This is a genomic window from Streptomyces sp. NPDC002698, assembly GCF_042888945.1.
In the GTDB taxonomy this organism is placed as follows: Bacteria; Actinomycetota; Actinomycetes; order Streptomycetales; family Streptomycetaceae; genus Streptomyces.
On record NZ_JBIAQM010000043.1, the window covers coordinates 1 to 22,210 of the forward strand.

Genomic DNA, 22,210 nt, shown 5'->3' on the forward strand with positions numbered 1-22,210 from the left:
GCCTTCGTCCCGCTGCACTCCATGCCCGGCTGGTTCCAGCCGATCGCCCAGTACCAGCCCTTCACCCCCGCCATCGAAACCCTGCGCGGACTCCTCCTGGGCACCGAGATCGGCAACAACGGGTGGATCGCCCTGGCCTGGTGCCTGGGCCTCGCGGTGCTCGGCTACTTCTGGTCGGCCTCGACGTTCGACAGGGACGCGAACTGACACCCCGCGCGGCGGGCGACGTCCGCACCCTCGTTCCGCCCAGGGCGGCGTACACCGGCACCGGGCCGGAGTGCGCCGCCCCTTCCGTTCGGAAAACACCCGTCCACCGGTCCCCTTCTTTCCGGTCTTCTTTCCGGTTTCCCGGCGTTCGCGCGGCCGGTCCGCGGCCGCCGCATTTCCCGGCGAGACCGCCGCATTCGCCTGCGGGAAAGGCGGGCCCATTCGGCAAAAAATGTTCGACGTGCAACCGTTCGAGTGCCGCTCCGGTGCCACCCCAGGCTGTCCTGCGACGCTTATCGACGGTTATATGCACCGTTCTCAGGAGGCATGATGGCGCATCAGGCCGGTCAGACCGCGGGGCCGCACGGCGGCACCGCGACCACCGCCTCGCAGGTGACGCCGCGGCAGGCACGCGCCACGGCGTCCGCGCCGCGCCGGGTCCCGGTGCTGACGACCAAGGTGGGCCTGCAGATGCCCGCCAAGATGGCCTACGACGAGTGGGAGCGGGCCGGCCGGCAGCTCGCCGACGTCGTCGACTCCTCCTCCTGGTGGCTGGGCGACTGGATGGTGTACGGCAAGGACCACTACACCGACCGCTACCAGCGCGGGATACGCGCCGCCAACCTGTCGTACCAGACCCTGCGCAACTACGCGTGGGTCTCACGGCGTTTCGACCTCGGCCGGCGCCGCCCCGCCCTGAGCTTCCAGCACCACGCCGAGCTGGCCTCCATGCCGGTCACGGACCAGGAGCTCTGGCTCGACCGCGCCGAACAGCGGCAGTGGACCACCAAGCAGCTGCGCGGCGCCCTGCGCGCCGCCCGCCAGGGCGAGCAGCAGCCGGCCGCTCCCGCCCTGCCGGGCCGCCGCCTGGAGGTTCCCGGCAGCCGTCTGGAGTGGTGGCACCAGGCCGCCCAGCAGCTGGGCGTCGACTTCGAGCAGTGGGTGATGACCACGCTGGACAGCGCGGCCGCGACCGCCCTGGAGGCGTCCGGCACACCGGCGGAGCGCCCCGAGGCCGCCGGGCTCAAGGGCGTACCGGACAGGGGTGTGCAGGACAGGGGCGTGCAGGACGTGAAGGGGCTCGCCGAGCAGCGGAGCCGGCCGGTGGCCATCAGCGCCTGAGGTCTTCGGCGCCGGGGCCACCGGCGTCTCACGGCAGCCGGTTCATCAGCCCGGCGACCTCGCGCTTGTAGGTGCACCCGCTCTGCCCGAACGACGCCTGTACCCGCTCGCGCACCTCGCCCGGCTGCTCCTGGCTGAGCTTGAACATGCCCGAGGCCCCCGTGACCGTGAACCGGAAGGCCCCGACGGCGGGCACGAGCTGGCGGAAGTAGCCGAGCGAGTCGGTCATGTCCCAGCCGTCGCCGAACGCCTTCTCGAAGGCGCGCACGGTGGACTGCACCACGCCCAGCGTCTCCTCGGTCGAGTCGATCTTCTCCACCACGCCCCGGACGTGCACCGCGGTGAAGTTCCACGTCGGGGCGGCCGGAGTCTTCTCGTACACCGTGGGTGACACGTACGTGTGCGGGCCGGTGAACGTCAGCAGCAGCACGTCGCCCGACCGCAGCGCCGCCCAGTGCGGGTTGGCCCGGTTCATGTGCCCGAGCAGGGTGGTCCCCGTCAGCTCGTCGCCGGCGTCGCCGGACGCGTCGGGGTCGAAGATGACCGGCAGGTGCGTGGCGTAGGGACCGTCCTCGGGACTGCCGTTCGTCACCGCGAGAGCCAGCGGGTTGTCGCGGATCAGATCCGCCATCCAGGAATTATTCGGCTCGCGATAAAAGCTGGGCACGAACATTCGCATTCTCCTTTTCGGAAATCTGCCTGTTTCGAGGATTCCCAGGACCGTACGGCCGTCCCGCCGACAGGACAATGCTTCCACATGCCGAGGACCTGGAGAAGGTCTAAAGGGGTCTTCCAGCGGTCCTCGATTCTTCTTCGAGAAACGCTCCGGAAACACGCCGCTTTCGCCTTTTCCCGCCCGCCCCCGAGCCCCCGGCCCGCCCCCCGGCGCCTTCGGCCGCCCGGCGCGGCCGCCCGGCGCGGCAGGCCGGCGGACCTCGTCCGTACGGTGGGCTCTGGGCAACGCTCTTCCCGCCGCCGCAGGCGAACCCGCCTCTCCCACCAGCGACTCCGCCACCACTCCAGCGTCACGAGACCAGATCTCAGGATCGAGTTGCCAACATCATGGCAAGGTTTTGCCAGGCCGGAAGGCGTTGTGGGCCACCGGTTGATTTCCAGACGCATCGGGAGCATTCACATGGAGACAACGGGCAGGCAGAGCGAAGAGGTCTACGACGTGGTGGGTATCGGGTTCGGCCCGTCCAACCTGTCGCTCGCAATCGCTCTGGAAGAACACGGGGCCAGCACTCCCCAGCATCCGGTCACCGCCCACTTCTTCGAGCGGCAGCCCGCCTTCGGCTGGCACCGGAACATGCTGCTGCCGTCGACGACCATGCAGATCTCGTTCCTCAAGGACCTGGCGACGTACAGGAACCCGCTGTCGCGGTACAGCTTCGTCTCCTACCTGCACGCCTCGAACCGGCTGGTGCAGTTCGTGAACAACCAGGACTTCTTCCCCACCCGCCAGGAGTTCCACCAGTACCTGGAGTGGGCGGCCGCCGATCTGGACGACCGGGTCACCTACGGCGCCGAGGTCACCTCGATCCGGCCCGTCCCCGAGGCCGGGGCACCGGGCTGCGACCTCCTGGAGATCGAGGTGCGCGGCAACGACGGCACCACCCGGGTGGTCGCCGCACGCAACGTGGTCATCTCCACCGGCCTGGTGCCGCGCCTGCCGGACAACGTCGCGTCCGACGAACGGGTGTGGCACAGCTCGGAGTTCCTCAGCCGGTTCGACGCGCAGGACCCGAGGGACCTCAAGAGCGTGGCGGTGGTCGGCGCCGGCCAGAGCGCGGCCGAGATCACCCGGTTCTTCCACGACGAACTGCCGCACGCCCAGGTCTCGGCGGTCATACCCTCCTACGGCTACGCCATCGCCGACGACACGCCCTTCGCCAACCAGGTGTTCGACCCCGGCGCGGTCGACGACCACTACTTCGGCACCGAGCAGGCACGGGACGCCTTCTGGCGCTACCACCGCAACACCAACTACTCGGTGGTCGACTCCGACGTCATCCGGGATCTGTACCGGCGTTCCTACGACGAGCGGGTGCGCGGCACCGAGCGGCTGCACTTTCGCAACCTCACCCGGGTCACCGACGTCAAGCGCGCCGGGAGCGAGACACGGGTGAGCCTGCGCTCGCTGCTCGACGACCGGACGGAGGAACTCGCCGTCGACGCCCTGGTGTTCGCCACCGGCTACGACGGTCTGGACCCCGCCCGCCTGCTCGGCGACTTCGACCGGCACTTCCTGCGCGACACCGCGGGCCGGCACCAGGTGGAACGCGACTACCGCCTCGTCGGCGCGTCAGGGCTGACCAGCGGGGTCTACCTCCAGGGCGGCACCGAGCACACCCACGGCCTGTCCTCGGCCCTGCTGTCGAACATCGCGGTGCGCAGCGGCGAGATCGCCGATTCGATCGTGCTGCGGCGCACCGGGCGGGAGCTGAGCCGTACCGGCACCGTGCGGGCCGCACGCTCGGCCGCCTGAAGCGGCAGGCCGGGCCACCGTCCCGTTGACAGGACGTGACCCCGCGGCAGGACACTCGAGAACCCGCGCGCGACGACCGCGGCGCCATCTCTCGGGCCGGCCGGCGTTCACCGTCCCAAGAACCCGCAGCACAGCCAAGTCCTTTCGTGCAGCTTTCCAGCGCATGTCCACCGGTCATGGGTCCGACCCGTGGCCGGGGCCCCCACAGAAGGAGTCGTGACCCAATGAGCGCCAATTCCCCGGTCGGCGGGCTCGTTCGGCGGGCGAGGGTCTCATGACCGTCAGCGTGCACCAGGCCCAGGTCAAGGCCCGGTCCCTCGGCGACGCCCTGCCGTGGCTGGCCCGCCACCAGGGCCGCAGGGTCGTCATCAAACTGGGCGGACACGCCATGGTCGACGAGAACCTCACGGCGGCCTTCGCCCGCGACATCGCCTTCCTGCGCTACGCCGGGCTGCGGCCCGTGGTGGTGCACGGAGGCGGTCCCCAGATCGACGCCGAGCTCGAACGGCGCGGCATGAAGCGCGAGTTCGCGGCAGGACTGCGCGTCACCCCACCGGCGGCGATGGACGTGGTCCGCATGGTCCTGGCCGGCCAGGTGCAGCGCGAGCTGGTCGGGCTGATCAACCGTCACGGCCCGCTCGCCGTCGGCATGACCGGCGAGGACGCCAACACCCTCACCGCGGTGCGGCACGTGCCGTGGATCGGCGGGGAGCCCATCGACGTCGGCAGGGTCGGCGACATCACCGGCGTGGACACCGCCGCCCTGGACGGCCTGCTGGCGAGCGGCCGGATCCCGGTGGTCTCGCCGCTCGCCCGCAGCACCGAGGACGGCCTGGTCTACAACGTCAACGCCGACACCGTGGCGGCGGCGCTCGCGACCGCGCTGCGGGCCGAGACACTGGTCATGCTGACGGACGTGGCGGGGCTGTGCGCGGGCTGGCCGCACAGTGCCGAGGTCATCCCGCGGCTGACGGCCGGCGAACTGGAGAAGCTCCTGCCGGAGCTGAGCGAGGGCATGGTGCCCAAGATGACCGGCTGCCTGAAGGCCGTACGGGGCGGGGTGGGCGCGGCCCGGGTGATCGACGGGCGGATCCCGCACTCGGTCCTCCTGGAGATGTTCACCGACGACGGGATCGGGACGGTGATCGTGCCGGACCCGGACGAGGAGGAGGTCCTGCCATGAACGAGCAGTGGCGACAGCGACAGCAACCGCACGCCGACGGGCCGGCCGGCGCGCCCTGGCAGCCGGCGCACTTGGGGCGCGCCCCGCAACCGGCGGTGCTCGTGCACGAGTTGGTCACCGTGGCCGAGACGGACGAGGACCGGGCCCGGGTGTGTGCGCGCCGGCTCGCCGCCTGTCTGCCGCCCGAGGCCAGGTCCGTCCTGCTGGACGCCCTGGCCGAGGCGGGCCCCTGGCACGACGACGACGACCCGGGCGGGTACGCGGCCGGTGGCGGGCTCTGCTTCGACGGGCCCGAGTACACGGTGCCCCCGGCCCGTTCCCCCCTGAGCCTCCTGCCGGCCTACCGGGCACCCGGACCGGACCGGCCGGCCGCCGCCCCCGGCTCCGGCCCTGGCGAACCTGGCAGCTCCGGTGACCCCGGTGACGGAGAACGCGGGCCCGGTGACGGCGGCCTCTGGCCCGAGCCCCGCGACGAGCCGCCCGCCGCCGTCATCCGCCTGCGGTTCGCCGACGCGATCGCGCTGGAGCGTGCCGGCGCCTGCTTCGACGGTGCGGAGAGCGACCCCGAGACACTCATCCTCCAGGTCCCCGCGGACGCCGGCGTCCAGACGCTGCGCTCCGTGCTCGCGGTCCTCGACGCGGCAGCGCTCACGCCCGAGTCGCTCACCGTGCACACCAACGAACTCGACGACGTCTTCGCCGCGTTCACCCATCTGCTCTGAACCCCCGGCGGACCGGCTGCCGCGGCCGGTGCCCCGGCCGGTGCCGCCCGGTGCCCCGGGCGGCACCGGCCGCGGTGTCAGCGGCCCGCGTCCTGTTCCTGGACTCTGCGCATCAAGTCCGCCTGTTCCCGGACCAGTTGGTCGATCCGGGCCTGGAGGCTCGCGGCCTCCGCGGCCAGGTCCGGACAGCGCGGACGCGACGGGGCCAGCGTGGGGCAGTGGTTGAGGATCGCCTCCAGGCGGCACCGCAGCGCGGGGCCCGGTTCCACGCCGAGCGCGCCGACCAGCCGGCGGCGCGCGCGTTCGTAGACGCCGAGGGCCTCCGACTGCCGGCCGCACCGGTACAGGGCGACCATCAGCAGGTCGTAGGGGCGCTCGCGCAGCGGGTGGGCGGTGGTGAGGCGTTCCAGGTCGCCGACGATCTCGGTATGTCTGCCGCAGTTCAGGCTCGCCTCGTACAGGGCTTCCAGGGTGGTCAGGCGCTGTTCCTCCAGGCGGTCCGCCTCGGCTGTGCACAGGGGGCCGTGCGAGCTGTCCTGCAGGGCCGCGCCCTGCCACAGCGCCAGTGCCTGGCCCAGGAGGCGGGTCGCGTGCCGGGGGTCCTGGGGGGCGGCCGCCCGGCCCTGGCCGGACAGGTGGGTGAAGCGGGCCACGTCGGTCGAGGCCCTGCCCAGGCTCAGCAGGTATCCGGTGGGCAGGGTGCTGATCCATTCGTGGCCCGGGGCGGGCAGCAGCCGGCGCAGCCGGGCGACGTGGGTGTGCAGGGCGCTCGGCGCGTTGGCGGGGGGCCGGCCGCCCCACAGTTCCTCCACCAGGCGGTCCACGGAGAGCTGTTCGCCCGCGTGGACGACCAGCGTGGCGAGCAGGGCCCGCTGTTTGGGGCCGGAGGGCGTGATGCCCGTCCCGGTCCGTCGGTCGTACACGGCCACGGGGCCGAGCAGCCGGAACTCGGTCGCCTCGGTCGTCCTGGTCGTCTCGGTGCGTGCCGGGGCCGGTGCGGCGAGGCCGTAGAGGGTCATCGCGGTGTCGCAAAGGGGGCGCGGGCGGTCAGCAGGGCGCGGCGCACGTCGTCCTGGATCTGCCGGGCGACCTCGGGGAGGTGGTCCTGGAAGTAGAAGTGGCCGCCGTCGAACAGGTGCTGGCCGAGGAAGTGCTCGCTGGTCTTGGCCCAGCCGTCCAGGCGGTGCGGCGGCGCCACCTGGTCCCGGGTGCCGCCGAACACCGAGAGGGGCACCGGCAGCGGCGCGGTCAGGGGCGGGGTGCGCCAGGTCTCGCTCATGCGCAGGTCGGCGCGGATGGTCGGCTCGAACAGCTGCCACAGTTCGTCGTGGTCCATGACCTCGGAGGGTGTGCCGCCCATCGTGGCCAGCTCGTGGCGCAGTTCGGCGTCGGTCAGCAGGTGCCGGCGCACGGGGTCGCCGTCGGGGTGCAGTGTGCCGCGTGCGGAGATGCCGAGCCACAGGGGCGGTGTGCGGCCCGTGTCCAGGAGGCGGCGGGTCAGTTCGTAGGCGACGAGTCCGCCCATGCTGTGTCCGAAGAACGCGTAGTGGCCCGTCAGGCGGGTGTCCAGCTCGTGCAGGAAGTGGTCGAGCAGGGCGCCCGCGTCGCCCAGCGCGGGGCGCCGGTCGCGGGGGCCGCGGCCCGGTGCGTCGGGGATCTGCACGTCCCAGTGGGCGGGGAAGCTGGAGGACCAGCCGCGGTACGCCAGATGCGAACCGCCGGAGTGGTGGAACACGAACAGGCGCATCTTCGGTTCTTCCGCCTTGTGCATGGGCACTCCATTACGAGACGCTCCGGCGTCCGGTCCTACGGCCCGGGGCCCGGACCAGGGGAATGCCGACGATAGCGGCGTCCGGCCCGTGGCGGCCGCCGTCATGAGCGGACCTCGAACCGCTCTCGAGTCCTCCTGGACCGGTCCCTCGTGCGTCGACGCGCCCGCCCTCGTCGAGGACGGCGGGCGGGCGCGGACGGGGAGGGGATGTGCCTGCCCGACTTTAGGGCCTGTCTGACAATTCCCGTCTGCCCGGCGACGCCATGCACGCCCTCTCGCCGCACCGGCCCCAGACCCGAGTACGCCCAGTACGCAGGTCTGGGGCCGGCACGCCGAGAGCACGCACCTGACGCCGCCGGGCCGCCCTTCGGGCGACGACGCGAATTGTCAGACAGACCCTAGGCGGCCTTCGGCTTCGTGTCCCTTTGGCTGTACGGAACTTCGAGCCCGGCTGCAGCGGTGTTCGCCGGCCCCGGTTCAGGCCAGGTCGTCGCGGGTCACCCGGCGGTGCGCGATGCGCCACTCGCCCCGGGAGCGGACCAGGACGTCCTGCATGACGCACACGTACAGCACCTTGGGGCCGCCCTGGCCCGGCGTGACGTACACCAGCGCCGAGCAGCGGGTGTGCAGCGACCCGTCCGTCTGCGGCCGCACGTCGAGCATGCCGACCCAGTGGTCGAGGCGGCCGCCGGCCCTGCGCTGCCGGGCCGCGCCGGTGCGCACGTAGCGGTCCAGCGCGGCGCGCGCCCGTGTCGGCCCGGGCGGGGACGGCAGGTGCAAAAGGGCGTCCTCGGTGAAGGTCTCGGCCCAGCGCTGGGTGTCGTGCGCGTCCAGGAGCCGCATCTGGTGCGCGTAGAACCGCTGCGCCTGTGCGTACAGGGTGGCGAACTCCGTTCCGGGCAGGGTGTGTTCGGCGGTGCCCGCAAGCTCGACGGTCATGGTCCCAAGCCTCCGCTCGTGTCCGCTGTTCAGGCCGCCGTCTGCGGTTGGGGTGCGGACTCGGGGGCCGGTGCCGGTGCGGGGGCGGGTGCCGGGAGGTTGCGGCGGGCGCGGTCGACGGTGGGGCCGATGGCTGCCGTGCCGGCCAGGAAGAGGGCGGCCAGGGCGAGCCAGCCCAGGCGGTCGTGGCCGACGACGAGGAAGGCGACGAGGGCGGGTCCGAGGGTGGCCTGGATGACCATGTGGAGGTGGAAGGCGCCGAGGTATTCGCCGCGTGCGTGTTCGGGGGCGAGGCCGAAGCCGAGGCCGAAGCCGCTGGCGGCCTGCCACAGTTCGGCGAGGGTGAACAGCAGGACCGCGCCGAGCGTGACGGCGCCGGTGGCCCAGGATCCGGTGAGGGTCGCGGCGGCCAGGGCGGCGCAGGCCAGCACGCTCACCAGCCCCGACTTGCGGGCCGCGCGGACGGAGCCGTCCAGGGTCTCCGAGCCGCGGGCGGCCGCCACCTGGAAGAGGACCACCAGGACGGTGTTGACGGCGAGGATCAGCGGGACCAGGCCGCGTGGCAGGTCGGTGTTGCGGACGATCCACAGCGGTATGCCGGCGAGCAGGACGGCGCTGTGCAGGGCCAGGAGGCTGGAGGAGGCGATGACGCCGAGGAAGGGCAGGTCGCGCAGGACGCGGAAGGGTTTGCCGGCGTCGGCGGCGGCCCGGGCGCCGTTCGCGGGCAGTTTGAGCGCCAGGGCGGCCGCCGCCAGGAAGGTCAGGCCGTTGCCGAGCGGCAGCAGGGTGAGGGTGTCCTTGCCCAGGGAGATCAGCGCGGCCGCTGTCAGCGCGCCGGCCGAGAAGCCGGCGTTGAACAGGGAGCGCAGGGCCGCTCGCGCGGTGACGCGTTCGCCGTCGGGGACGAGTTCGGCGATCAGGGCGCCGAAGGCCGGTCCGCAGCCGTATTCCAGGGCGCCGATCAGGACGACCACCGGGAAGTAGACGGCCGGTGAGTGCACGGCCGGGTAGAGGGCGTAGGCGCCGGCCAGGAGGAACAGCAGGACGGTGAGCAGGCGCCGGGCGCCGGTCTTGTCGGTCATCCGGCCGAAGACGAGGCTGGCCACGAAGCCGCTGAGGCCGGCGGCGGACAGGCCCAGGCCGACGACGGTGGCGGGCAGGCCGGCCACGGTGACGAAGTAGACCGCGGAGCCGGCCATGAACAGGCCGTTGCCGAGGCTGTCGGCGAAGTGCAGCGCGCCGAGTGTTCGGGCCGGGCCGCGCAGTGAGGAGAACGTGCGCTGGACGATCGTTTTCACGGCGGTGGGTCCCATCCTTGATGTGGTCCGGGTCGGTGGGGCGGTCCGGGCCGGTGTCCGGCCCTGTGTTGCCGGGGTGTGCTCAGGTGTCCTCGGGTGCGGTGGGCGGCAGGCCGGGAAGGCGGGCGGGGGCGACGACGACGCCGGTCAGGGCGGGCGCGGCCAGGTGGGTGGCCGCGGCGCGGGCCACGTCGGCCGCGGTCAGGGCGCGCAGTCGGTCCTCGTAGCCGGCCGGCCAGTTCGCGGGCAGGCCGCCGGCCAGCACCGCGGCGTACGTCGAGGCCAGTCCGGAGCGGGAGGAGCAGGCCATCGCCATGGAACCGACGGCGTAGTTCTGGGCGTTGCGCAGTTCGCGTGCGCTGAAGGCGCCGTCCGCCAGGCGGCTGGTCTCCTGGGCGATGAGGGTCAGGGCGCGGGCGGCGCCGTCGTGCCGTACGTCGGCCTCCACGGTCAGTACGGCGTGTGCTCCCAGCGGGTCCAGGACGGCGCGGGGGGCGTAGGCCAGGCCCTCGCGTTCGCGCAGGACGAGGGTGAGGCGGCTGGCGTAGTAGCCGCCGAGCATGAGCGCGGCCAGTTGCAGGGCGGGGTAGTCGTCGTGGCCGCGGCCGGGCACCAGGCCGCCCAGGCGGAGCAGGGTCTGCGGGGTGGCGGGGTGGAGCAGGGTGCGGCGCGGGCCGGGGGCGGGCTGGGGCGGGGGTGTTTCGCCGGGCTCGTGGTGCGCGGCGGCCGTCGTGCGGGGCAGCAGGGCGGTCGCCTGGTCCAGGAGTTCCTCGGCCCGGTCCGGGCCGACGACGACGCTGCGGCGGCGGGGGGCCGGGGCGCTGTGCAGCAGGGCCTCGGTGTGCGTGCCGTCGACGCCGGCCGCCTCGGCGGCCGATGCCGTGCGGCCGTAGGGGTGGGGGCCGTAGGCGGCGGCGAGGAAGCTGCTGCGGGCCAGGAAGGCGGGCACGGTTTCGGCGGCGGCCAGCCGCCGGGCGACCCGGTCGGCGGCCGCGCGCACCCGGCGGGCCTCGTGGGGGCGGCCGGCGTCGAGGCAGTCGCGGATGCGGGCGCGGGTGGCGGCGAAGTCGTCGGTGAAGGTGCGTACCGCGATGACGGCGCGGTCGCTGCGTGCCTCGACCCTGAGGGTGGCGAGGTCCGCGGCGGCCTCGGTGAGGGCGTCGCGCAGGGCCTCGGCCATCACCTCGACCCGGCTCGGGTGCGCTCCGGGTGCCGCCGTCAGCGGGAACAGCAGTCTGGCTTCGGTCAGCCGGCCGGTTCCGGCGCGCTGGACGGCGACGGCCGTGCCGCGGCCCGTGGTGTGTTCGCTGTGCGCGGGGGCGCTGAAGTGCGGAACGGCCGCGGGCTGCGCGGGGGCGGTCCGGGGTGCGGTGGGGGCGGTCATCGGGTGGCTCCTGTGGGGACGGCGGTGACCGCGGTGGGGGCCGGGGTGGGAGCCGGCGGGGCGGGGCGGCTGGTGATGCGGGCGGCGGGGGCGGCGGCGTAGCGGGCGGCCGCGGCGGCCACCTCGGTGTCGGGCAGTTTCAGCAGGGCGTTTGGCAGGGCGGCCAGGTAGAGCGGGTCGCGGTGGACGGCGGCGCCGACGCACAGCCAGGACGCCTGGCCGGCCACGGAGTCCAGTTCGGCGTGCAGGGCCAGGGCGAGCTGGCGGCGGATGCGGGCCAGGGGTCCGGTGAGGTGCACGCTGCCGTCGGCGATGCCGGTGAGGACGGTGCGCAGGCAGTGTTCGGCCTCGTCGGGCCCGGTGTCCGCGGGGTGCGGGAAGTCCACGGCGAACAGGGCGTCGCGGGCGACGTCGAAGGGGTTGCCGGTGCGGTGGGCGCGGGCCTTGAACGCGCCCCAGGTCCGCCGGGTGCCAAGGTGGCAGGCGCAGTCGGTGCCCAGGGTCTCCAGCAGTTCGCCCAGCAGTACGGTGGCGAGGTGGGCGTGCGGTGCGGTGGCCGGGTCCGGGGTGCGAAAGCCGATCGCGGTGCGCGCGGTGCGGGCGATGTGTTCGTCGCGCAGGGCCCGGCGCGGGGCGGTGAGCGGGGCCTCGGGGGTGTGGGGGCGGTGCGGGGCGGTGCGGGGCGGCACGGATGCCAGGTGCTGCTCGACCAGGTCGCGGGCGTGTGCGGGGTCGAAGTCGCCGGCGAGGGCGAGGTGGATGTTGGCGGGTGCGTAGGACTCCTGGAAGAAGCGGCCCAGTTCGTCGGGGCCGAGGTCTTCCAGGGCGTCGATGTCGCCGTATCCGTTGTGCCGGTTGTGCCAGTGGTCGTGCAGCAGGGCGGGCAGGTCGAACAGGACCAGCCCGCCGTGCGGGCGTTGCAGCATGTTGCGGCGGATCTCGGCCTGGACGACGGCGATCTGCGCGGTGACGTGGGGCGGGCCGAGGTCGGGGTCGGTGAGGCGGTCGTGCTCGATGCGCAGGCCCAGATCGAGCGCGCCGGCCGGGAGGATCGCGGTGTACTGGGTGTAGTCGGCCGCGGTGCGCGCGTTGGTGGTGCCGCCGGTGGCGGCGACCGCGTCGGTGAGCGGCCTGCTGCTGGAGGCGCCCTGGGCCAGGACGTGTTCGAGCAGGTGGGCGGCGCCGGCGACCGGTTCGTTGCGAAAGCCGGTGGCGACGTGCAGGCAGGTGGCGACGACCTGGCAGCCGGGCAGCGGCTGCAGCAGGACGCTGAGGCCGTTGCCGAGGACGAGGCCGGTCGGCTGCGGGGTCATCCGGGCTCCTCGTTCCACAGGGGGGTGTCGGTGCGCAGCAGCGAGTAGAGCACCTGGTCGTGCCAGCGGCCGGAGCGCCACTGGGCGGAGCGCAGGGTGCCCTCGCGGGTGAAGCCGGCTTTTTCCAGGGCGCGTTGCTCGGCGAGGTTGGCGTGGTCGGTGAAGGCCTGGACGCGTTCGGCCCGGGTGTGGGCGAAGAGGTAGTCGACGAGCCGGCGCTGGGCGGCGGTTCCGGTGCCGCGTCCGCGGGCGGCGGGGAACAGGGCGATGGCGATGGTCCAGCAGGAGGAGGTGTCGGGGCGTCCCCAGGCGGAGGCGAACCACTCGACGCGGCCCACCGCCTGGCCCGCCGCGGTGATGGTGAGCATGCCGCCCTCGCGGCCCAGGAGTTGGTCCTGGGCGAAGCGGTCGCGCAGCCGGTGGGTGGAGGTGAACCCGAACCACTGGAAGGTACTGGTGCCGTCCTGGGTGGTGAACTCCCGCTCGAAGAGGTCGAGATCGCCGGGGGTGACGGGTCGCAGGGACACTTCGCTGCTCATCGGGTCTGCTCCTTGGCCGCCGGATCGGTGTGCGCCGCGCCGAGTTCTCCGGCGGGCACCGGGGCCCCGGCATCCATCACGTCGCGCCAGCCGGGCGGGGCGACGGCGCGGCTCAGGTCGCGGTGTTCGGCCAGCCAGCGGCAGGCGAAGCGCACCAGGTCGCGCAGCGGCAGGGCCCGGCAGTGCGCGCCGCCGATGTGTGTGTCGGCGAGCGGGGCGCCGGAGGTTTCGTAGGCGGCGCCGAGGGTGTCGAAGTCGCCTTCCCACACCAGGAGTTCGGGTACGTTCCGCCAGCGGCTGCCGCCGCGTCCGTCGGGTTCGGGCACCGCCCACAGGCCGTGGCGCCGGCCCCGGTAGGCGGTGGCGTACTCGGCGAGGTGCAGGGCGGTGGCCTTGTGCCAGGGGGCGCCGAGCAGCAGGACCGTCGCGTCGAGGTCCCACAGCCGGCCCAGGGGGCCGTGGGCGGCGAGCCGCCAGGCCGCGGGGTGTTCGCGCACGATGGTCTGGGCGCGGGGGCCCTGGGCGGCGAAGGAGACGTGCGGGTGGTGGGAGCGCAGGGTGCCGGGCTGGGTGCGCAGCAGTTCGGGCAGGACGCCCATGGTGCGGGCGGCCGGGGTGCGGCGGGGGTCGAAGGGCGGCATCTGGGCGGCGGTGCGCGGGTCGGCGGCGGCGCGGGCGAGGTCGGGTGCGCGCCAGGTCGCGGGATGGCACAGCTGGGGGGTGAAGGCGGGCATGACGAGGGTGCCGCGGGGGCCGAGGGTGTCGCGCAGGGCGAGCAGGACGCTGTGCGCCGCGCCGACGACGTAGCCGAAGGAGCTGAGGGAGGTGTGGGCGATGACGGTGGCGCCGGGGCGGATGCCCAGGGCGGTGAGGCCGTCGGCGATCGTGGACCGGGTGACGAGGTGACGGCCCGTCATCGTGGTTCCTCCGCGGGGGTGTCGGCTTCTTTCGGGGTGAGTTCGTCGGCGACGGCCGACAGGACCCAGCGGTACCAGGCGCGGATGTTCCCGGGCCGGCTGAGGGGGTGTGCCTCGGAGCGGAAGAACGCCACCTCGCTGCGCACCCCCTGGCGGACCAGGGCGCGGTGGGTGCGCAGGGTCTCGGTGGGCGGGACGAGTCCGTCCTGCAGTCCGTGCGAGAGCAGGACCCGGGTGCCGGGGCGTACGGGGCGCGGGGCGAGGCTGTTGATCTGGTAGAGCGGGCGCCATTCGGTGGGGTCGCCGAACTCGCGGATCCACTGCCAGCCCACGTCGCTGCCCTCGGCGACCTGGGTGAGGTCCAGGGGGGCGGCGTGGGTGACGACCAGGTCGGGGTTGAGCAGGTCGGCGGTGGTCAGGGCGAGGTAGCCGCCGAAGCTGCCGCCCATGAGGGCGAGGGGGGAGTCCAGCAGGCCTTCGGCGGCGCGGACGGACTCGACCTGGGCGGCGGCGCTGGCCGCGATGCCGCCGCGCCACTGGCGCCAGCCGGTGCGGACGGCGTCGGGGTAGCCGAGGCTGAGCGGGGGTTCGACCAGGACGACGGCCAGGCCGCAGGCGACGAAGGGCCACGGGTTCCACCGCCAGGACCATTCGGCCCAGCTCTGGAACGGGCCGCCGTGGTAGAGGACGACGGTGGCGTGGGGGGTGCCGTTCCGGGGCAGGCACACCCAGCTGGCGACGTCGCCGTCCAGGCCGGGGACGCGTTGGCGCCGGTAGTGCAGCCGGCCCGGCCGCGGGGGTGCCTCGGCGGCCACGACGTGTTCGCCGGGCCGGCCGGGGTGCAGTGGGCTGACCTCCAGCGCGGGGGGTGTGTCGGGGGCGGAGGTCAGGACGGCGGCCCGGCCGTCGTGGATGCGGGCGGTGATCACCGAGGCGCGGGCGGGCACCGGCCGCCAGGTGGCGTCGTCCAGGTCGTGGACGTACAGGCCGCGGCGGGGTCCGGACTCGGCGGTGCACACCAGGCGGCGCGGCCCGTCCCAGCCGATGGGGCGCTGCCACAGGCCGTCGTCGGCGGCCAGCAGTACGGGCTGGTGCAGTTCCTCGCCGACGAGGCAGGCGAACTGGGTGATGGGGGTGTTGTCGTGGCGCGGTGTGGTGCCGAGGTAGGCGACCTGCCCGCCGGGGCCGGGTACGGGGTAGCAGAGGTCGACGTCGTCGGAGAAGAGTTCGCGGGTCGCGTCCTCGTGGCCGGCGGTGAGGGAGAGCAGGCCGAAGTTGCGTACGCCGTGGCGGTGATGGCGCTGGGCGCCCAGGAGCAGGGTGGCCTGGGTGGCCCAGGCCGCCTCGCCGGAGAGGGCGAGGCCGGCGGGGACGTGGGGGGTGAGCGGGCGCGGGTCGGTGCCGTCCAGCGGCACGAGGTGGACCTGCCATTCCCCTTGGGGTTGTTTGGCGTAGCTGAGTGTCATGTCGGAGCCTTCGGCCCATACGGCGTCGGAGCCCGCCAGCAGGTCCTGGGGGTGTTCTCCGGGCCCGCCGAAGGTGCTGGTGGTCACCGCGATCTGGCCGCCGCCCGGCCGGGGGGCGAGTGCGCCGACGCGTCCGGGGGTGGTGAGCAGGAGCTGTTCGGGGCCGCCGTCGGCGGGGCGCAGTTCCACCAGGGTGCGCCCGTCGGCGCGGCGGACGCACACGTAGCCGCCGGGCACGGGCAGGGCCTGGGTGCCCCAGGGCAGGGTCCAGCCGGCGTGCCAGGTGCCGTCGGGGTGGCGCCGGTAGTGCACCAGGTGCGGGTGTTCGGCGCCGTGCCGGGTGGGGACGTCGACGCGCAGCAGCAGTCCGTCGTCGCCGTAGGCGGCGACCTCTTTGGGGCGTGGTTCGGTGCAGTAGGCCTCGGCCAGGGCCAGGCCTTGGGCGAGGCGGGTGGGGGCGGGCGGTGCGGTGGGGTTCATCGGGCCGCCGCCGGCTCCCGCAGCAGCCGGGCGATCAGGGTCAGGTCGAAGGCGCCGGCCAGCCGGGCGGCCTCGGCGGTGTCGCGGAAGCCGCGTTCCAGCGCGCACAGCCGGTAGTCGTGCTCGGAGCCGGCCTGCCACAGCCGGCTCAGCAGGGTGTGGCGTCGGGCGGTGGGCGGGGCTTGTGCGCCGGGCGGCAGCAGCAGTCTCAGGCAGCGCTGTTCCAGTTCGTCCAGGGTGGTGCCGGCGACGGCTTCGGCGGGCAGGTCCTGGTAGACGAGCCGGCCGGGCGGCAGGCGGAAGGTGCGGGCCAGGAGGCGTTCGTCGGCGGTCCAGTGGGCGGTGGCCTCGGTGCCGCGGGCCAGCCGGGCGTGGGGGCGGGTGGCGGGGGCGAATCCGGCCGCGCCGAGGAGCCGGCCGGCCGTGCCGGTGGTCCGGGTGGTGGCGGCGGCCATGCGCAGGGCGTAGGCGCGGTGCCGGTCGGGGAAGTCGGTGGCGAACAGCTGCTGGCAGGCCAGGGCGAGCCGGGCGCCGACGGCGGAGCCGGGTTTGAGCGGCCGGTGTTCGAAGTCCCACTGTCTGCCGTAGGAGCTGGTCCAGTTGTCGGCGGGGCCGGGGGCGTGGGAGGGCGGCGGGACGGGGCGGGCGGCCAGGGTGTGCAGGGCGTCGCGGGCGTCGCGGGTCTTGATGTCGCCGTGCCGCTGGAGGTGGTCCAGGAGCAGGTGCATGGCGTCGCGGTCGGGGCCGGCCTCGTGGCGCAGGCCCGTGGCGGAGCGTTCGGTGAAGTGCAGGCGGGCGGCGGCCTGTTCGAGGCGCGATGCCTGGTGGGTGTCCAGTTGCCGCGCTTCGAGCAGTTCGGTCAGTGCGTGGCGGACGCAGACCATCGCCTCGGTCAGCCGGCGGGCGCCGGCGCTGTCGTCGGTGTGGAGCACGGCGACGTCCGCGTCCGCGGTCAGGCGTCCGGCGCGGGCCTGGCCGTAGACCTGGCCCAGGCCCTGCATGCCGAAGCCGGCCAGTTCGGCGGCGCGCAGGGCGCCCAGGCTGGCGGTGCCGGCGACGTGCACGCCGCGGGCGAGCTGGGCGAGGATCTCCTTGTGCCGGATGGGCGCGAAGTGCTGGTAGACGCCGTCGACGATCAGAACCTGGTCCCCGGGGCGCAGGCACAGGTCGAACAGGTCGCCGTGCCGGACGGGCGGCCGGTACTCGAAGCCCGCGGGCCGCTGCTGTGCGGGCAGGGTGGGGCCGACGAAGGCGATGCGGCGGGGGGTCACGCGAAGCTCCTGCTGGCGAGGGACTGCGGGCGCGGGTGTTCCAGGGCGAGCCCGAGTCCGGGGGCGAAGACCTGGACGACGGCGGGCCACGGCCGGCGGTCCGGGGTGAGGTCGACGGCGATCACGGGCCGGCCGGTGGTGCGGTGCACGGCGGTGACGAGGCCGTCCAGCACCTCGCCGAGACGGGCGGCCGGCCCTCTGGTCGCGGTGGGCATCGGCTCGGTGTGCGCGGGGGTGGGGCGGGGCCGGTCCGGTGGGGCGCCCAGGCGGCGGAAGGTCCACTCGGGGATGTCGTCGCGTCCGCCGCTGATGGTGGAGCCCCGGCTCTGGACGGCTTCCAGCAGGGCCCGTTCGGCGGCGATCGCGGGGTCGGTGTGGCAGCCGGACCCGGCGAAGATCTGCCACATCTCCGGCTGGGTCAGCCAGCAGGTGTAGGCCCAGGTGCCGGGCAGGGAGGGGATGCGTTCCAGGGCGACGTCGGCGCCGGCGGCGTGGATCCGGGCGACGACCGCGCCGAGTCTGTCGCCCACGGTGTCCAGGTCGGTGGCGACCGCGTCGCCCGGGCGCAGCCGGGCCAGGGCGTCGCGTTCGACGGTCTCCAGCAGTGCGTGCAGGGCGGCCTCGACGTGGTCGTTGCCCGAGGCCAGGCCGTTGGTGGTGGTGACGAAGGTGGGGGGCTGCCAGCGGGCGGCGGCCCAGCCGCGCAGTCCGACGGCCGCCGAGGGCACAAGGGCGGGCGTGCCCAGGGCCAGGTCCCAGCCCCTGGTCCACTCCAGGACGGTGCGGTCGTCGACCAGGGAGACGGGGTGCAGGGTCAGGTCGTCGACCCCGTAGCCCGGGGCCAGGGTGCGGGCGGTGCCGCGGGTGACGCCGGGGGGCCGGGCCTGCTCGGCGACGGCGACCTCGAGGGACTCCATGACCGCGGAGATACGGGCGGCGGTGTGCGACATGCCCTTGCCGGCGCTGGCGACCAAGGTGGCGGCGGCGGGCCGGATCGCCGTCCACACCGGGACGTCGAGGATGTCCAGGCCGGTCAGGTCGGCGACCCGGGTGATGCCGCGGGCGCCGAGCTGCGGCTCCAGGCGGGCCCAGGTGGCCTCGAGGCCGGCCGTGCGCAGGGTGCCCTCGCTGACGGCGGCGGGTCCCCCGCCGCTCATCCAGGGTGCGCGGCCGGGCACCCGCGGTCCGCTCACCGGTGCTCCCTGCGCAGGGTGACGGCGGCCCGGGTCGCGGCGTTCTCGTCGGCGCGGGCGAGGTGGGCGAGCAGGGCCTGGCGCAGCAGCGCGGTGCGCTCCTCGAGGGAGTGGCGGTGGTGGCTGTCGTGCAGGTCCTTGAAGGCCTGCGTGCCCAGGAAGCCGGCGAGGAAGACCTCGGCGAGGTTCTGCGCGGTGGGCTCCTCCACGGTGATGGCGACGTGGATGGAGTTGCCCTCGCGGGCGGTCGCGTAGTGCGGGGTGCCGTGCGGCATGTACATCACGTCGCCGGGGCGCAGGGTCAGCTCGATGCGGCGCTCGTCGGGGATGGCGCCCTCGTGCAGGACGGAGTCGCTGGTGGAGGTCTCGTCGACGCGGCCCACCACCCAGTCCTTGACGCCGGCGACCTGCAGGATGAAGACGTGCGCGCCGTCCATGTGGGCCTGCATCGCCGTCCTGCCGGGCGGGCTGAGGAAGACGAAGGACTCCAGGCCGCCGCTGAAGTGCGGCTCCAGGGCCTTGACCAGGGTGCGGATGCGCGGGTGCCAGTGCTCGGCCTGGTTGAACTTGAAGGTGGCGCCGTTCGCGAAGTCCTCGCGGATCCGCTCCGGTTCGATGAAGCCGGGCAGTTCGTGGCCCACGACGTTGCGCTTGCGGGTCATGTCGCTGATCGCGGTGCGCACGCCCTCGTTGAAGACGGTGAAGTACGGCCGGGACAGCAGGCCGCAGTCGACCTCGTCCCACATCTCCTGCTCGGTGATGAGCCGGCTCAGGTCGCTGTGCGCGCGCAGCACGACGGGCTGGTTCGCCCAGTGCTCGCGGAAGAAGGCGCCGGTGTCGCCGACCAGGTGCTCCAGACGGTCCGGCACCCCGTCACGGCCGCCGTCACGCCCGGCATCGTCGGCGTGGCCGGTGGCGTGGCCGGCGGGCTGCGCCGGTGCGGCCTCACGGATCTCGGTGGTCGTGGTGGACATCAGCCGATCGCCTCCCGCATCGTCTCCAGCGCCGTACGCGCCCAGTGGTCCTCCTCCAGCGTCCTGGCCTGTTCGGTCAGGGCCGAGCGGACCTCGCCGGTACGCGCCCGCAGCGGGCGGGTGTGGAAGTGGTGGACGAGGTTGTGCTCGTCGTCGAGGAACCGCCGCAGGAGCGCGTCGACCAGGTCCTCGGGGGTCGGCTCGGTGAGCGTGAACGTCAGGTGCAGGGAGTCGCCGCCGCGGGCGACGGCGTCGTGCGGCCAGCCGTGCGGCAGGTACAGCACGTCGCCCGGTTCGAGGGTGAAGACGTGGGTGGGCCGGGCGGCGTCCACGTCCAGACCCGCCGAGGCGCCGACCTGGTCCGGTTCGGCGTACAGGTGCCACTCCTTGCGGCCTTCGAGCTGGATGACGAGCACATGGGCGGCGTCCCGGTGCGGGAGCATGCCGCGCGACTCCTCGGGCGTGAGGAAGACGTAGGAGTTGACCGCCACCGGCAGGAGCTCCTCCAGCTGCCGCGCGATGGCGCGGGTGGGCCGGTGCCAGTCCCCGATCTGGTTGAGCTTCAGGGAGGCGCCGTCCGCCATGTGGCGGGCGACGGCCCGCGCGTCGGCGAATCCGGCGGCCTTGTGCCCGATCACGTCCCGCTTCGTCGTGTACGACGACACCGTGGGCACCTCACCGTGCTTGAGCAGGGTGAAGTAGGGCCACTTGAGGAGGCTGGCGTCGAGCAGGCGCCGGACGGTGTCCGAGGTGAGCAGGGCCGAAGGGTCCAGGGCCTGCTTCTCGACGCGGTGTGCGACGCCCCAGGTGGTGTCACCGAGGAGCCTGCCGGTCAGGGCGGCAGGCAGAGGAGTGGCTGCGGTCATGCGCGTGCCAACCTTTCCGGTCGGGGGGCGCCTGGGAGCGGTTCGCTCCCAGGCGGCCGCCTGTCGTGCTGCTCAGGCCTCGTTGATCTGGCTGAGGACGGTCATGGGGGCGTCGGCGGCCTCCTCGTTGTTGTTGAGGACCGCGGCCTTCTCCGGGTCGAGGACGCCCTCGCCCGCCAGGCGGGACTCGGCCGGCGAAGCGACGGCGTCGGTCTCGTTGAGGGACTGGAAAACGTCGCGCAGAGCCATGCGAAACCTCCTTCGGGGCCACTGCCGTTCAGTGACCGCACCTGGAGGGAACACGAGCGGACTCGGGATGCGCCTGGAGACTGCTCGCGCCTTGCTCGAGCATCGGGCCACAGCCGCCGGGCGTACGGCGAAGCCCGGGAGTCCTTCCCCCCGGGCCCGGTGCGGCGGGTGGGCCGGCGGCCTGCCGGTGTCCCCGTCCGATGGCGCGGGCGCCGGGGCCCGAGGCCGGCGCGGATGGCGGGTGTCAGAGGGCCGCCCGCGTCCGCCCCGGCCGCACCGGTCGTCCCGGCCGGCCGGGGTGCGTGCCGTTCACGCGCCGGGCGAAAGCGGGCCGGTTTGCGGCGGCCGGCCCGTCACCAGGGTCAGGTGCCTGCGGCTTGCCGGCCGCGCGCGCGGGATCCCGGCCGCGCGCGCGGGATCCCGGCCGCGGCCGGCCGGGACGGCATCGTGTGCGGCGCCGGTGCGGCCGGCTCCGGGTGCCGGGCGGGCGCGGGGAGCGGGCGCGTCCCGGTCACGGCGTCCTTGAGGGCGTCGGCGAACACCTCGATGTCCTTCGCCGAGTTGTCGTGGTGGACGGATGCGCGTACGGCCGTGACGACACCCCGCTTCGGCAGGTACAGCGGGACCTCCTCGGCGACCGTCTTCCACACGACCACTCCGCGGTCCGCGAGCCGGCGGCGCACCAGTGCGGCCGGCACGTCCTGGTGCCGGAAGGTGACGATGCCGCTCTGGAGGCGTCCGGGGGCGATCAGCTCGGTGCCGGCCGTGTCCTCGACGGCGGCGCGCAGGCCAAAAGCGAGGTCGGTGCGCGCGGACACGGCCGCGTTCAGGACCAGGGCCTCGTTCAGCGCGGCGGCCGCGGCGCCGTGCGGCGGCAAAAGCGACAGGCCGCCGTGCGGGGCCAGGGCCTCACGCAACCGCGGTGCCACGCCGGCGAATCCGGCCGCGTAGGGGCCGCGCAGGAACCTCCAGCCGTCCCCGGTCAGCAGGTGGCAGCCGATACGGGCGGCGTCCACGGGCAGCTGCCCCGCCGCGTAGGAGGCGTCGACGGCGTACAGGCACCGGTGCGGGGCGAGGATGCGCCCGATGTCCTCGACGGGATGGACGATGCCGCAGCCCGAGGGAACGTAGGGGACGCAGACCAGGGCGACGTCGTCGCCGATGTGCCGTGCCATCCACTCCAGGTCGAGGTCGCCGTCGGGACCCAGCGGTACCACCTCCAGCCGGCAGCCGGTGCGCGCGCGCAGCGCGAAGACGGCGCTGAGGTTGGCGGCCGACTCGTAGGGAGTCGCCCAGACGCGGTCGCGCGGGCCCAACGGCAGCCGGGACAGCACGGCGGCGAACGCGTCGGCGGCGCCGGTGCACAGGAAGGTGTCCCCGGGCGGCGCGCCGAGCAGGGCGGCCAGGTGCTCGTGGACCTGCCGGTGCAGGACGTCCTCGAGGCGTTCGTCCAGCTCGTAGGGCCCGTAGCGGTCCTCGAAACGCGTCCACTCGGTGAGGACCTCCTCTACGGCCGCGGGCATGCGTCCGGCGCCGGCCGCATTGAGGTGGATCCTGCGGTCACCGTGGGATTTCTCGTTCACTTCAGGGGCCTCCCCCCACAGGTGAGGCAAATGATTGCCTACTTCATGGCAACACCTTGCCTTGAGTGTCGGAAGTTTGGCAACCTCGGGCAGCAGCGGCTCAGGTACGGCTCTAGCGCGGGGTCGACGACGGGGATCCCGGCCGCTCCCCACCCGGTTCTCCAGGAATTGCCAAGCGTTGCCAGAGCATTTCCGGCTCTGCCAAGGATTCTCGTTTCCGCAGCTCAGGGCGGCTTTTTCTAGGC

21 protein-coding genes are annotated in these 22,210 nt (G+C 73.9%); 5 read left to right on the forward strand and 16 right to left on the reverse strand.

Going from position 1 to position 22,210, the window contains the following annotated elements; all coding sequences use genetic code 11:
- Together ACFYW9_RS35870 and ACFYW9_RS35875 are read left to right on the forward strand one after the other, a co-directional pair.
- The coding region (locus tag ACFYW9_RS35870) for an ABC transporter permease (protein ID WP_389159312.1) at window positions 1-207 on the forward strand (207 nt) is incomplete at its 5' end.
- A 327-nt stretch (window positions 208-534) separates the two neighbouring features.
- Window positions 535-1,329, forward strand: coding sequence for an LmbU family transcriptional regulator (locus tag ACFYW9_RS35875; protein ID WP_389159313.1), 795 nt, complete (start codon window positions 535-537; stop codon window positions 1,327-1,329).
- A gap of 28 nt (window positions 1,330-1,357) precedes the next feature.
- Here ACFYW9_RS35875 and ACFYW9_RS35880 read toward each other — a convergent pair whose 3' ends face one another.
- Window positions 1,358-2,008: an FMN-binding negative transcriptional regulator gene (locus tag ACFYW9_RS35880; RefSeq protein WP_351867738.1), complete on the reverse strand. Its 651-nt coding sequence runs from the start codon at window positions 2,006-2,008 to the stop codon at window positions 1,358-1,360.
- A 456-nt stretch (window positions 2,009-2,464) separates the two neighbouring features.
- Between ACFYW9_RS35880 and ACFYW9_RS35885 the strand changes: the two genes are divergently transcribed.
- The 3 genes from ACFYW9_RS35885 (at window position 2,465) to ACFYW9_RS35895 (ending at window position 5,722) form a co-directional block, all read left to right on the forward strand.
- Window positions 2,465-3,817, forward strand: coding sequence for a lysine N(6)-hydroxylase/L-ornithine N(5)-oxygenase family protein (locus ACFYW9_RS35885; RefSeq protein WP_389159314.1), 1,353 nt, complete (start codon window positions 2,465-2,467; stop codon window positions 3,815-3,817).
- A gap of 274 nt (window positions 3,818-4,091) precedes the next feature.
- Complete coding sequence (gene argB, locus ACFYW9_RS35890; protein WP_389159315.1) at window positions 4,092-5,000, forward strand: acetylglutamate kinase; 909 nt, start codon at window positions 4,092-4,094, stop codon at window positions 4,998-5,000.
- Window positions 4,997-5,722, forward strand: coding sequence for a hypothetical protein (locus ACFYW9_RS35895; protein WP_389159316.1), 726 nt, complete (start codon window positions 4,997-4,999; stop codon window positions 5,720-5,722). Before argB ends, ACFYW9_RS35895 begins: the two co-directional genes overlap by 4 nt.
- A gap of 77 nt (window positions 5,723-5,799) precedes the next feature.
- Here ACFYW9_RS35895 and ACFYW9_RS35900 read toward each other — a convergent pair whose 3' ends face one another.
- The 15 genes from ACFYW9_RS35900 to ACFYW9_RS35970 form a co-directional block, all read right to left on the reverse strand.
- Window positions 5,800-6,741, reverse strand: coding sequence for a BTAD domain-containing putative transcriptional regulator (locus tag ACFYW9_RS35900; protein ID WP_389159317.1), 942 nt, complete (start codon window positions 6,739-6,741; stop codon window positions 5,800-5,802).
- Window positions 6,738-7,493 (reverse strand): thioesterase II family protein, encoded by a 756-nt coding sequence (locus ACFYW9_RS35905; RefSeq protein ID WP_389159318.1) that lies wholly within the window; start codon window positions 7,491-7,493, stop codon window positions 6,738-6,740. Before ACFYW9_RS35905 ends, ACFYW9_RS35900 begins: the two co-directional genes overlap by 4 nt.
- 477 nt (window positions 7,494-7,970) lie before the next feature.
- Window positions 7,971-8,432, reverse strand: a complete 462-nt coding sequence (locus tag ACFYW9_RS35910; protein WP_389159319.1) for a nuclear transport factor 2 family protein — start codon at window positions 8,430-8,432, stop codon at window positions 7,971-7,973.
- 29 nt (window positions 8,433-8,461) lie between these two features.
- Complete coding sequence (locus ACFYW9_RS35915) at window positions 8,462-9,730, reverse strand: MFS transporter (RefSeq protein ID WP_389159320.1); 1,269 nt, start codon at window positions 9,728-9,730, stop codon at window positions 8,462-8,464.
- 82 nt (window positions 9,731-9,812) lie between these two features.
- Window positions 9,813-11,114: a M16 family metallopeptidase gene (locus ACFYW9_RS35920; protein ID WP_389159321.1), complete on the reverse strand. Its 1,302-nt coding sequence runs from the start codon at window positions 11,112-11,114 to the stop codon at window positions 9,813-9,815.
- Window positions 11,111-12,427: a M16 family metallopeptidase gene (locus ACFYW9_RS35925; protein ID WP_389159322.1), complete on the reverse strand. Its 1,317-nt coding sequence runs from the start codon at window positions 12,425-12,427 to the stop codon at window positions 11,111-11,113. Before ACFYW9_RS35925 ends, ACFYW9_RS35920 begins: the two co-directional genes overlap by 4 nt.
- The gene (locus ACFYW9_RS35930) at window positions 12,424-12,966 is read right to left on the reverse strand and encodes a GNAT family protein (RefSeq protein ID WP_351867767.1); all 543 of its coding nucleotides are present in this window, start codon (window positions 12,964-12,966) and stop codon (window positions 12,424-12,426) included. Before ACFYW9_RS35930 ends, ACFYW9_RS35925 begins: the two co-directional genes overlap by 4 nt.
- On the reverse strand, window positions 12,963-13,883 hold the full coding sequence (locus tag ACFYW9_RS35935) for an aminoglycoside N(3)-acetyltransferase (RefSeq protein WP_389159323.1): 921 nt from the start codon (window positions 13,881-13,883) through the stop codon (window positions 12,963-12,965). Before ACFYW9_RS35935 ends, ACFYW9_RS35930 begins: the two co-directional genes overlap by 4 nt.
- Complete coding sequence (locus ACFYW9_RS35940; protein ID WP_389159324.1) at window positions 13,880-15,829, reverse strand: prolyl oligopeptidase family serine peptidase; 1,950 nt, start codon at window positions 15,827-15,829, stop codon at window positions 13,880-13,882. Before ACFYW9_RS35940 ends, ACFYW9_RS35935 begins: the two co-directional genes overlap by 4 nt.
- On the reverse strand, window positions 15,826-17,100 hold the full coding sequence (locus ACFYW9_RS35945; protein ID WP_389159325.1) for a TfuA-like protein: 1,275 nt from the start codon (window positions 17,098-17,100) through the stop codon (window positions 15,826-15,828). The genes ACFYW9_RS35940 and ACFYW9_RS35945 overlap by 4 nt, the downstream gene beginning before the upstream one ends.
- Window positions 17,097-18,293, reverse strand: coding sequence for a YcaO-like family protein (locus ACFYW9_RS35950; protein ID WP_389159326.1), 1,197 nt, complete (start codon window positions 18,291-18,293; stop codon window positions 17,097-17,099). Before ACFYW9_RS35950 ends, ACFYW9_RS35945 begins: the two co-directional genes overlap by 4 nt.
- Complete coding sequence (locus ACFYW9_RS35955) at window positions 18,290-19,267, reverse strand: JmjC domain-containing protein (RefSeq protein WP_389159327.1); 978 nt, start codon at window positions 19,265-19,267, stop codon at window positions 18,290-18,292. The genes ACFYW9_RS35950 and ACFYW9_RS35955 overlap by 4 nt, the downstream gene beginning before the upstream one ends.
- The gene (locus ACFYW9_RS35960) at window positions 19,267-20,133 is read right to left on the reverse strand and encodes a JmjC domain-containing protein (protein ID WP_389159328.1); all 867 of its coding nucleotides are present in this window, start codon (window positions 20,131-20,133) and stop codon (window positions 19,267-19,269) included. The genes ACFYW9_RS35955 and ACFYW9_RS35960 overlap by 1 nt, the downstream gene beginning before the upstream one ends.
- A gap of 72 nt (window positions 20,134-20,205) precedes the next feature.
- On the reverse strand, window positions 20,206-20,382 hold the full coding sequence (locus ACFYW9_RS35965) for a hypothetical protein (RefSeq protein ID WP_351867782.1): 177 nt from the start codon (window positions 20,380-20,382) through the stop codon (window positions 20,206-20,208).
- Between the two features lie 362 nt (window positions 20,383-20,744).
- Window positions 20,745-21,965: an aminotransferase class V-fold PLP-dependent enzyme gene (locus ACFYW9_RS35970; RefSeq protein WP_389159329.1), complete on the reverse strand. Its 1,221-nt coding sequence runs from the start codon at window positions 21,963-21,965 to the stop codon at window positions 20,745-20,747.
- Window positions 21,966-22,210: the final 245 nt, after the last annotated feature.

Coding starts and splice junctions, on each gene's coding strand:
- ACFYW9_RS35940 (WP_389159324.1), bottom strand. CDS start 15,829: ATGAACCCCACCGCACCGCCCGCCCCCACCCGCCTCGCCCAAGGCCTG.
- ACFYW9_RS35930 (WP_351867767.1), bottom strand. CDS start 12,966: ATGAGCAGCGAAGTGTCCCTGCGACCCGTCACCCCCGGCGATCTCGAC.
- ACFYW9_RS35955 (WP_389159327.1), bottom strand. CDS start 19,267: ATGTCCACCACGACCACCGAGATCCGTGAGGCCGCACCGGCGCAGCCC.
- ACFYW9_RS35960 (WP_389159328.1), bottom strand. CDS start 20,133: ATGACCGCAGCCACTCCTCTGCCTGCCGCCCTGACCGGCAGGCTCCTC.
- argB (WP_389159315.1), top strand. CDS start 4,092: ATGACCGTCAGCGTGCACCAGGCCCAGGTCAAGGCCCGGTCCCTCGGC.
- ACFYW9_RS35920 (WP_389159321.1), bottom strand. CDS start 11,114: ATGACCGCCCCCACCGCACCCCGGACCGCCCCCGCGCAGCCCGCGGCC.
- ACFYW9_RS35965 (WP_351867782.1), bottom strand. CDS start 20,382: ATGGCTCTGCGCGACGTTTTCCAGTCCCTCAACGAGACCGACGCCGTC.
- ACFYW9_RS35885 (WP_389159314.1), top strand. CDS start 2,465: ATGGAGACAACGGGCAGGCAGAGCGAAGAGGTCTACGACGTGGTGGGT.
- ACFYW9_RS35910 (WP_389159319.1), bottom strand. CDS start 8,432: ATGACCGTCGAGCTTGCGGGCACCGCCGAACACACCCTGCCCGGAACG.
- ACFYW9_RS35895 (WP_389159316.1), top strand. CDS start 4,997: ATGAACGAGCAGTGGCGACAGCGACAGCAACCGCACGCCGACGGGCCG.
- ACFYW9_RS35905 (WP_389159318.1), bottom strand. CDS start 7,493: ATGCACAAGGCGGAAGAACCGAAGATGCGCCTGTTCGTGTTCCACCAC.
- ACFYW9_RS35875 (WP_389159313.1), top strand. CDS start 535: ATGATGGCGCATCAGGCCGGTCAGACCGCGGGGCCGCACGGCGGCACC.
- ACFYW9_RS35900 (WP_389159317.1), bottom strand. CDS start 6,741: ATGACCCTCTACGGCCTCGCCGCACCGGCCCCGGCACGCACCGAGACG.
- ACFYW9_RS35880 (WP_351867738.1), bottom strand. CDS start 2,008: ATGCGAATGTTCGTGCCCAGCTTTTATCGCGAGCCGAATAATTCCTGG.
- ACFYW9_RS35935 (WP_389159323.1), bottom strand. CDS start 13,883: ATGACGGGCCGTCACCTCGTCACCCGGTCCACGATCGCCGACGGCCTC.
- ACFYW9_RS35925 (WP_389159322.1), bottom strand. CDS start 12,427: ATGACCCCGCAGCCGACCGGCCTCGTCCTCGGCAACGGCCTCAGCGTC.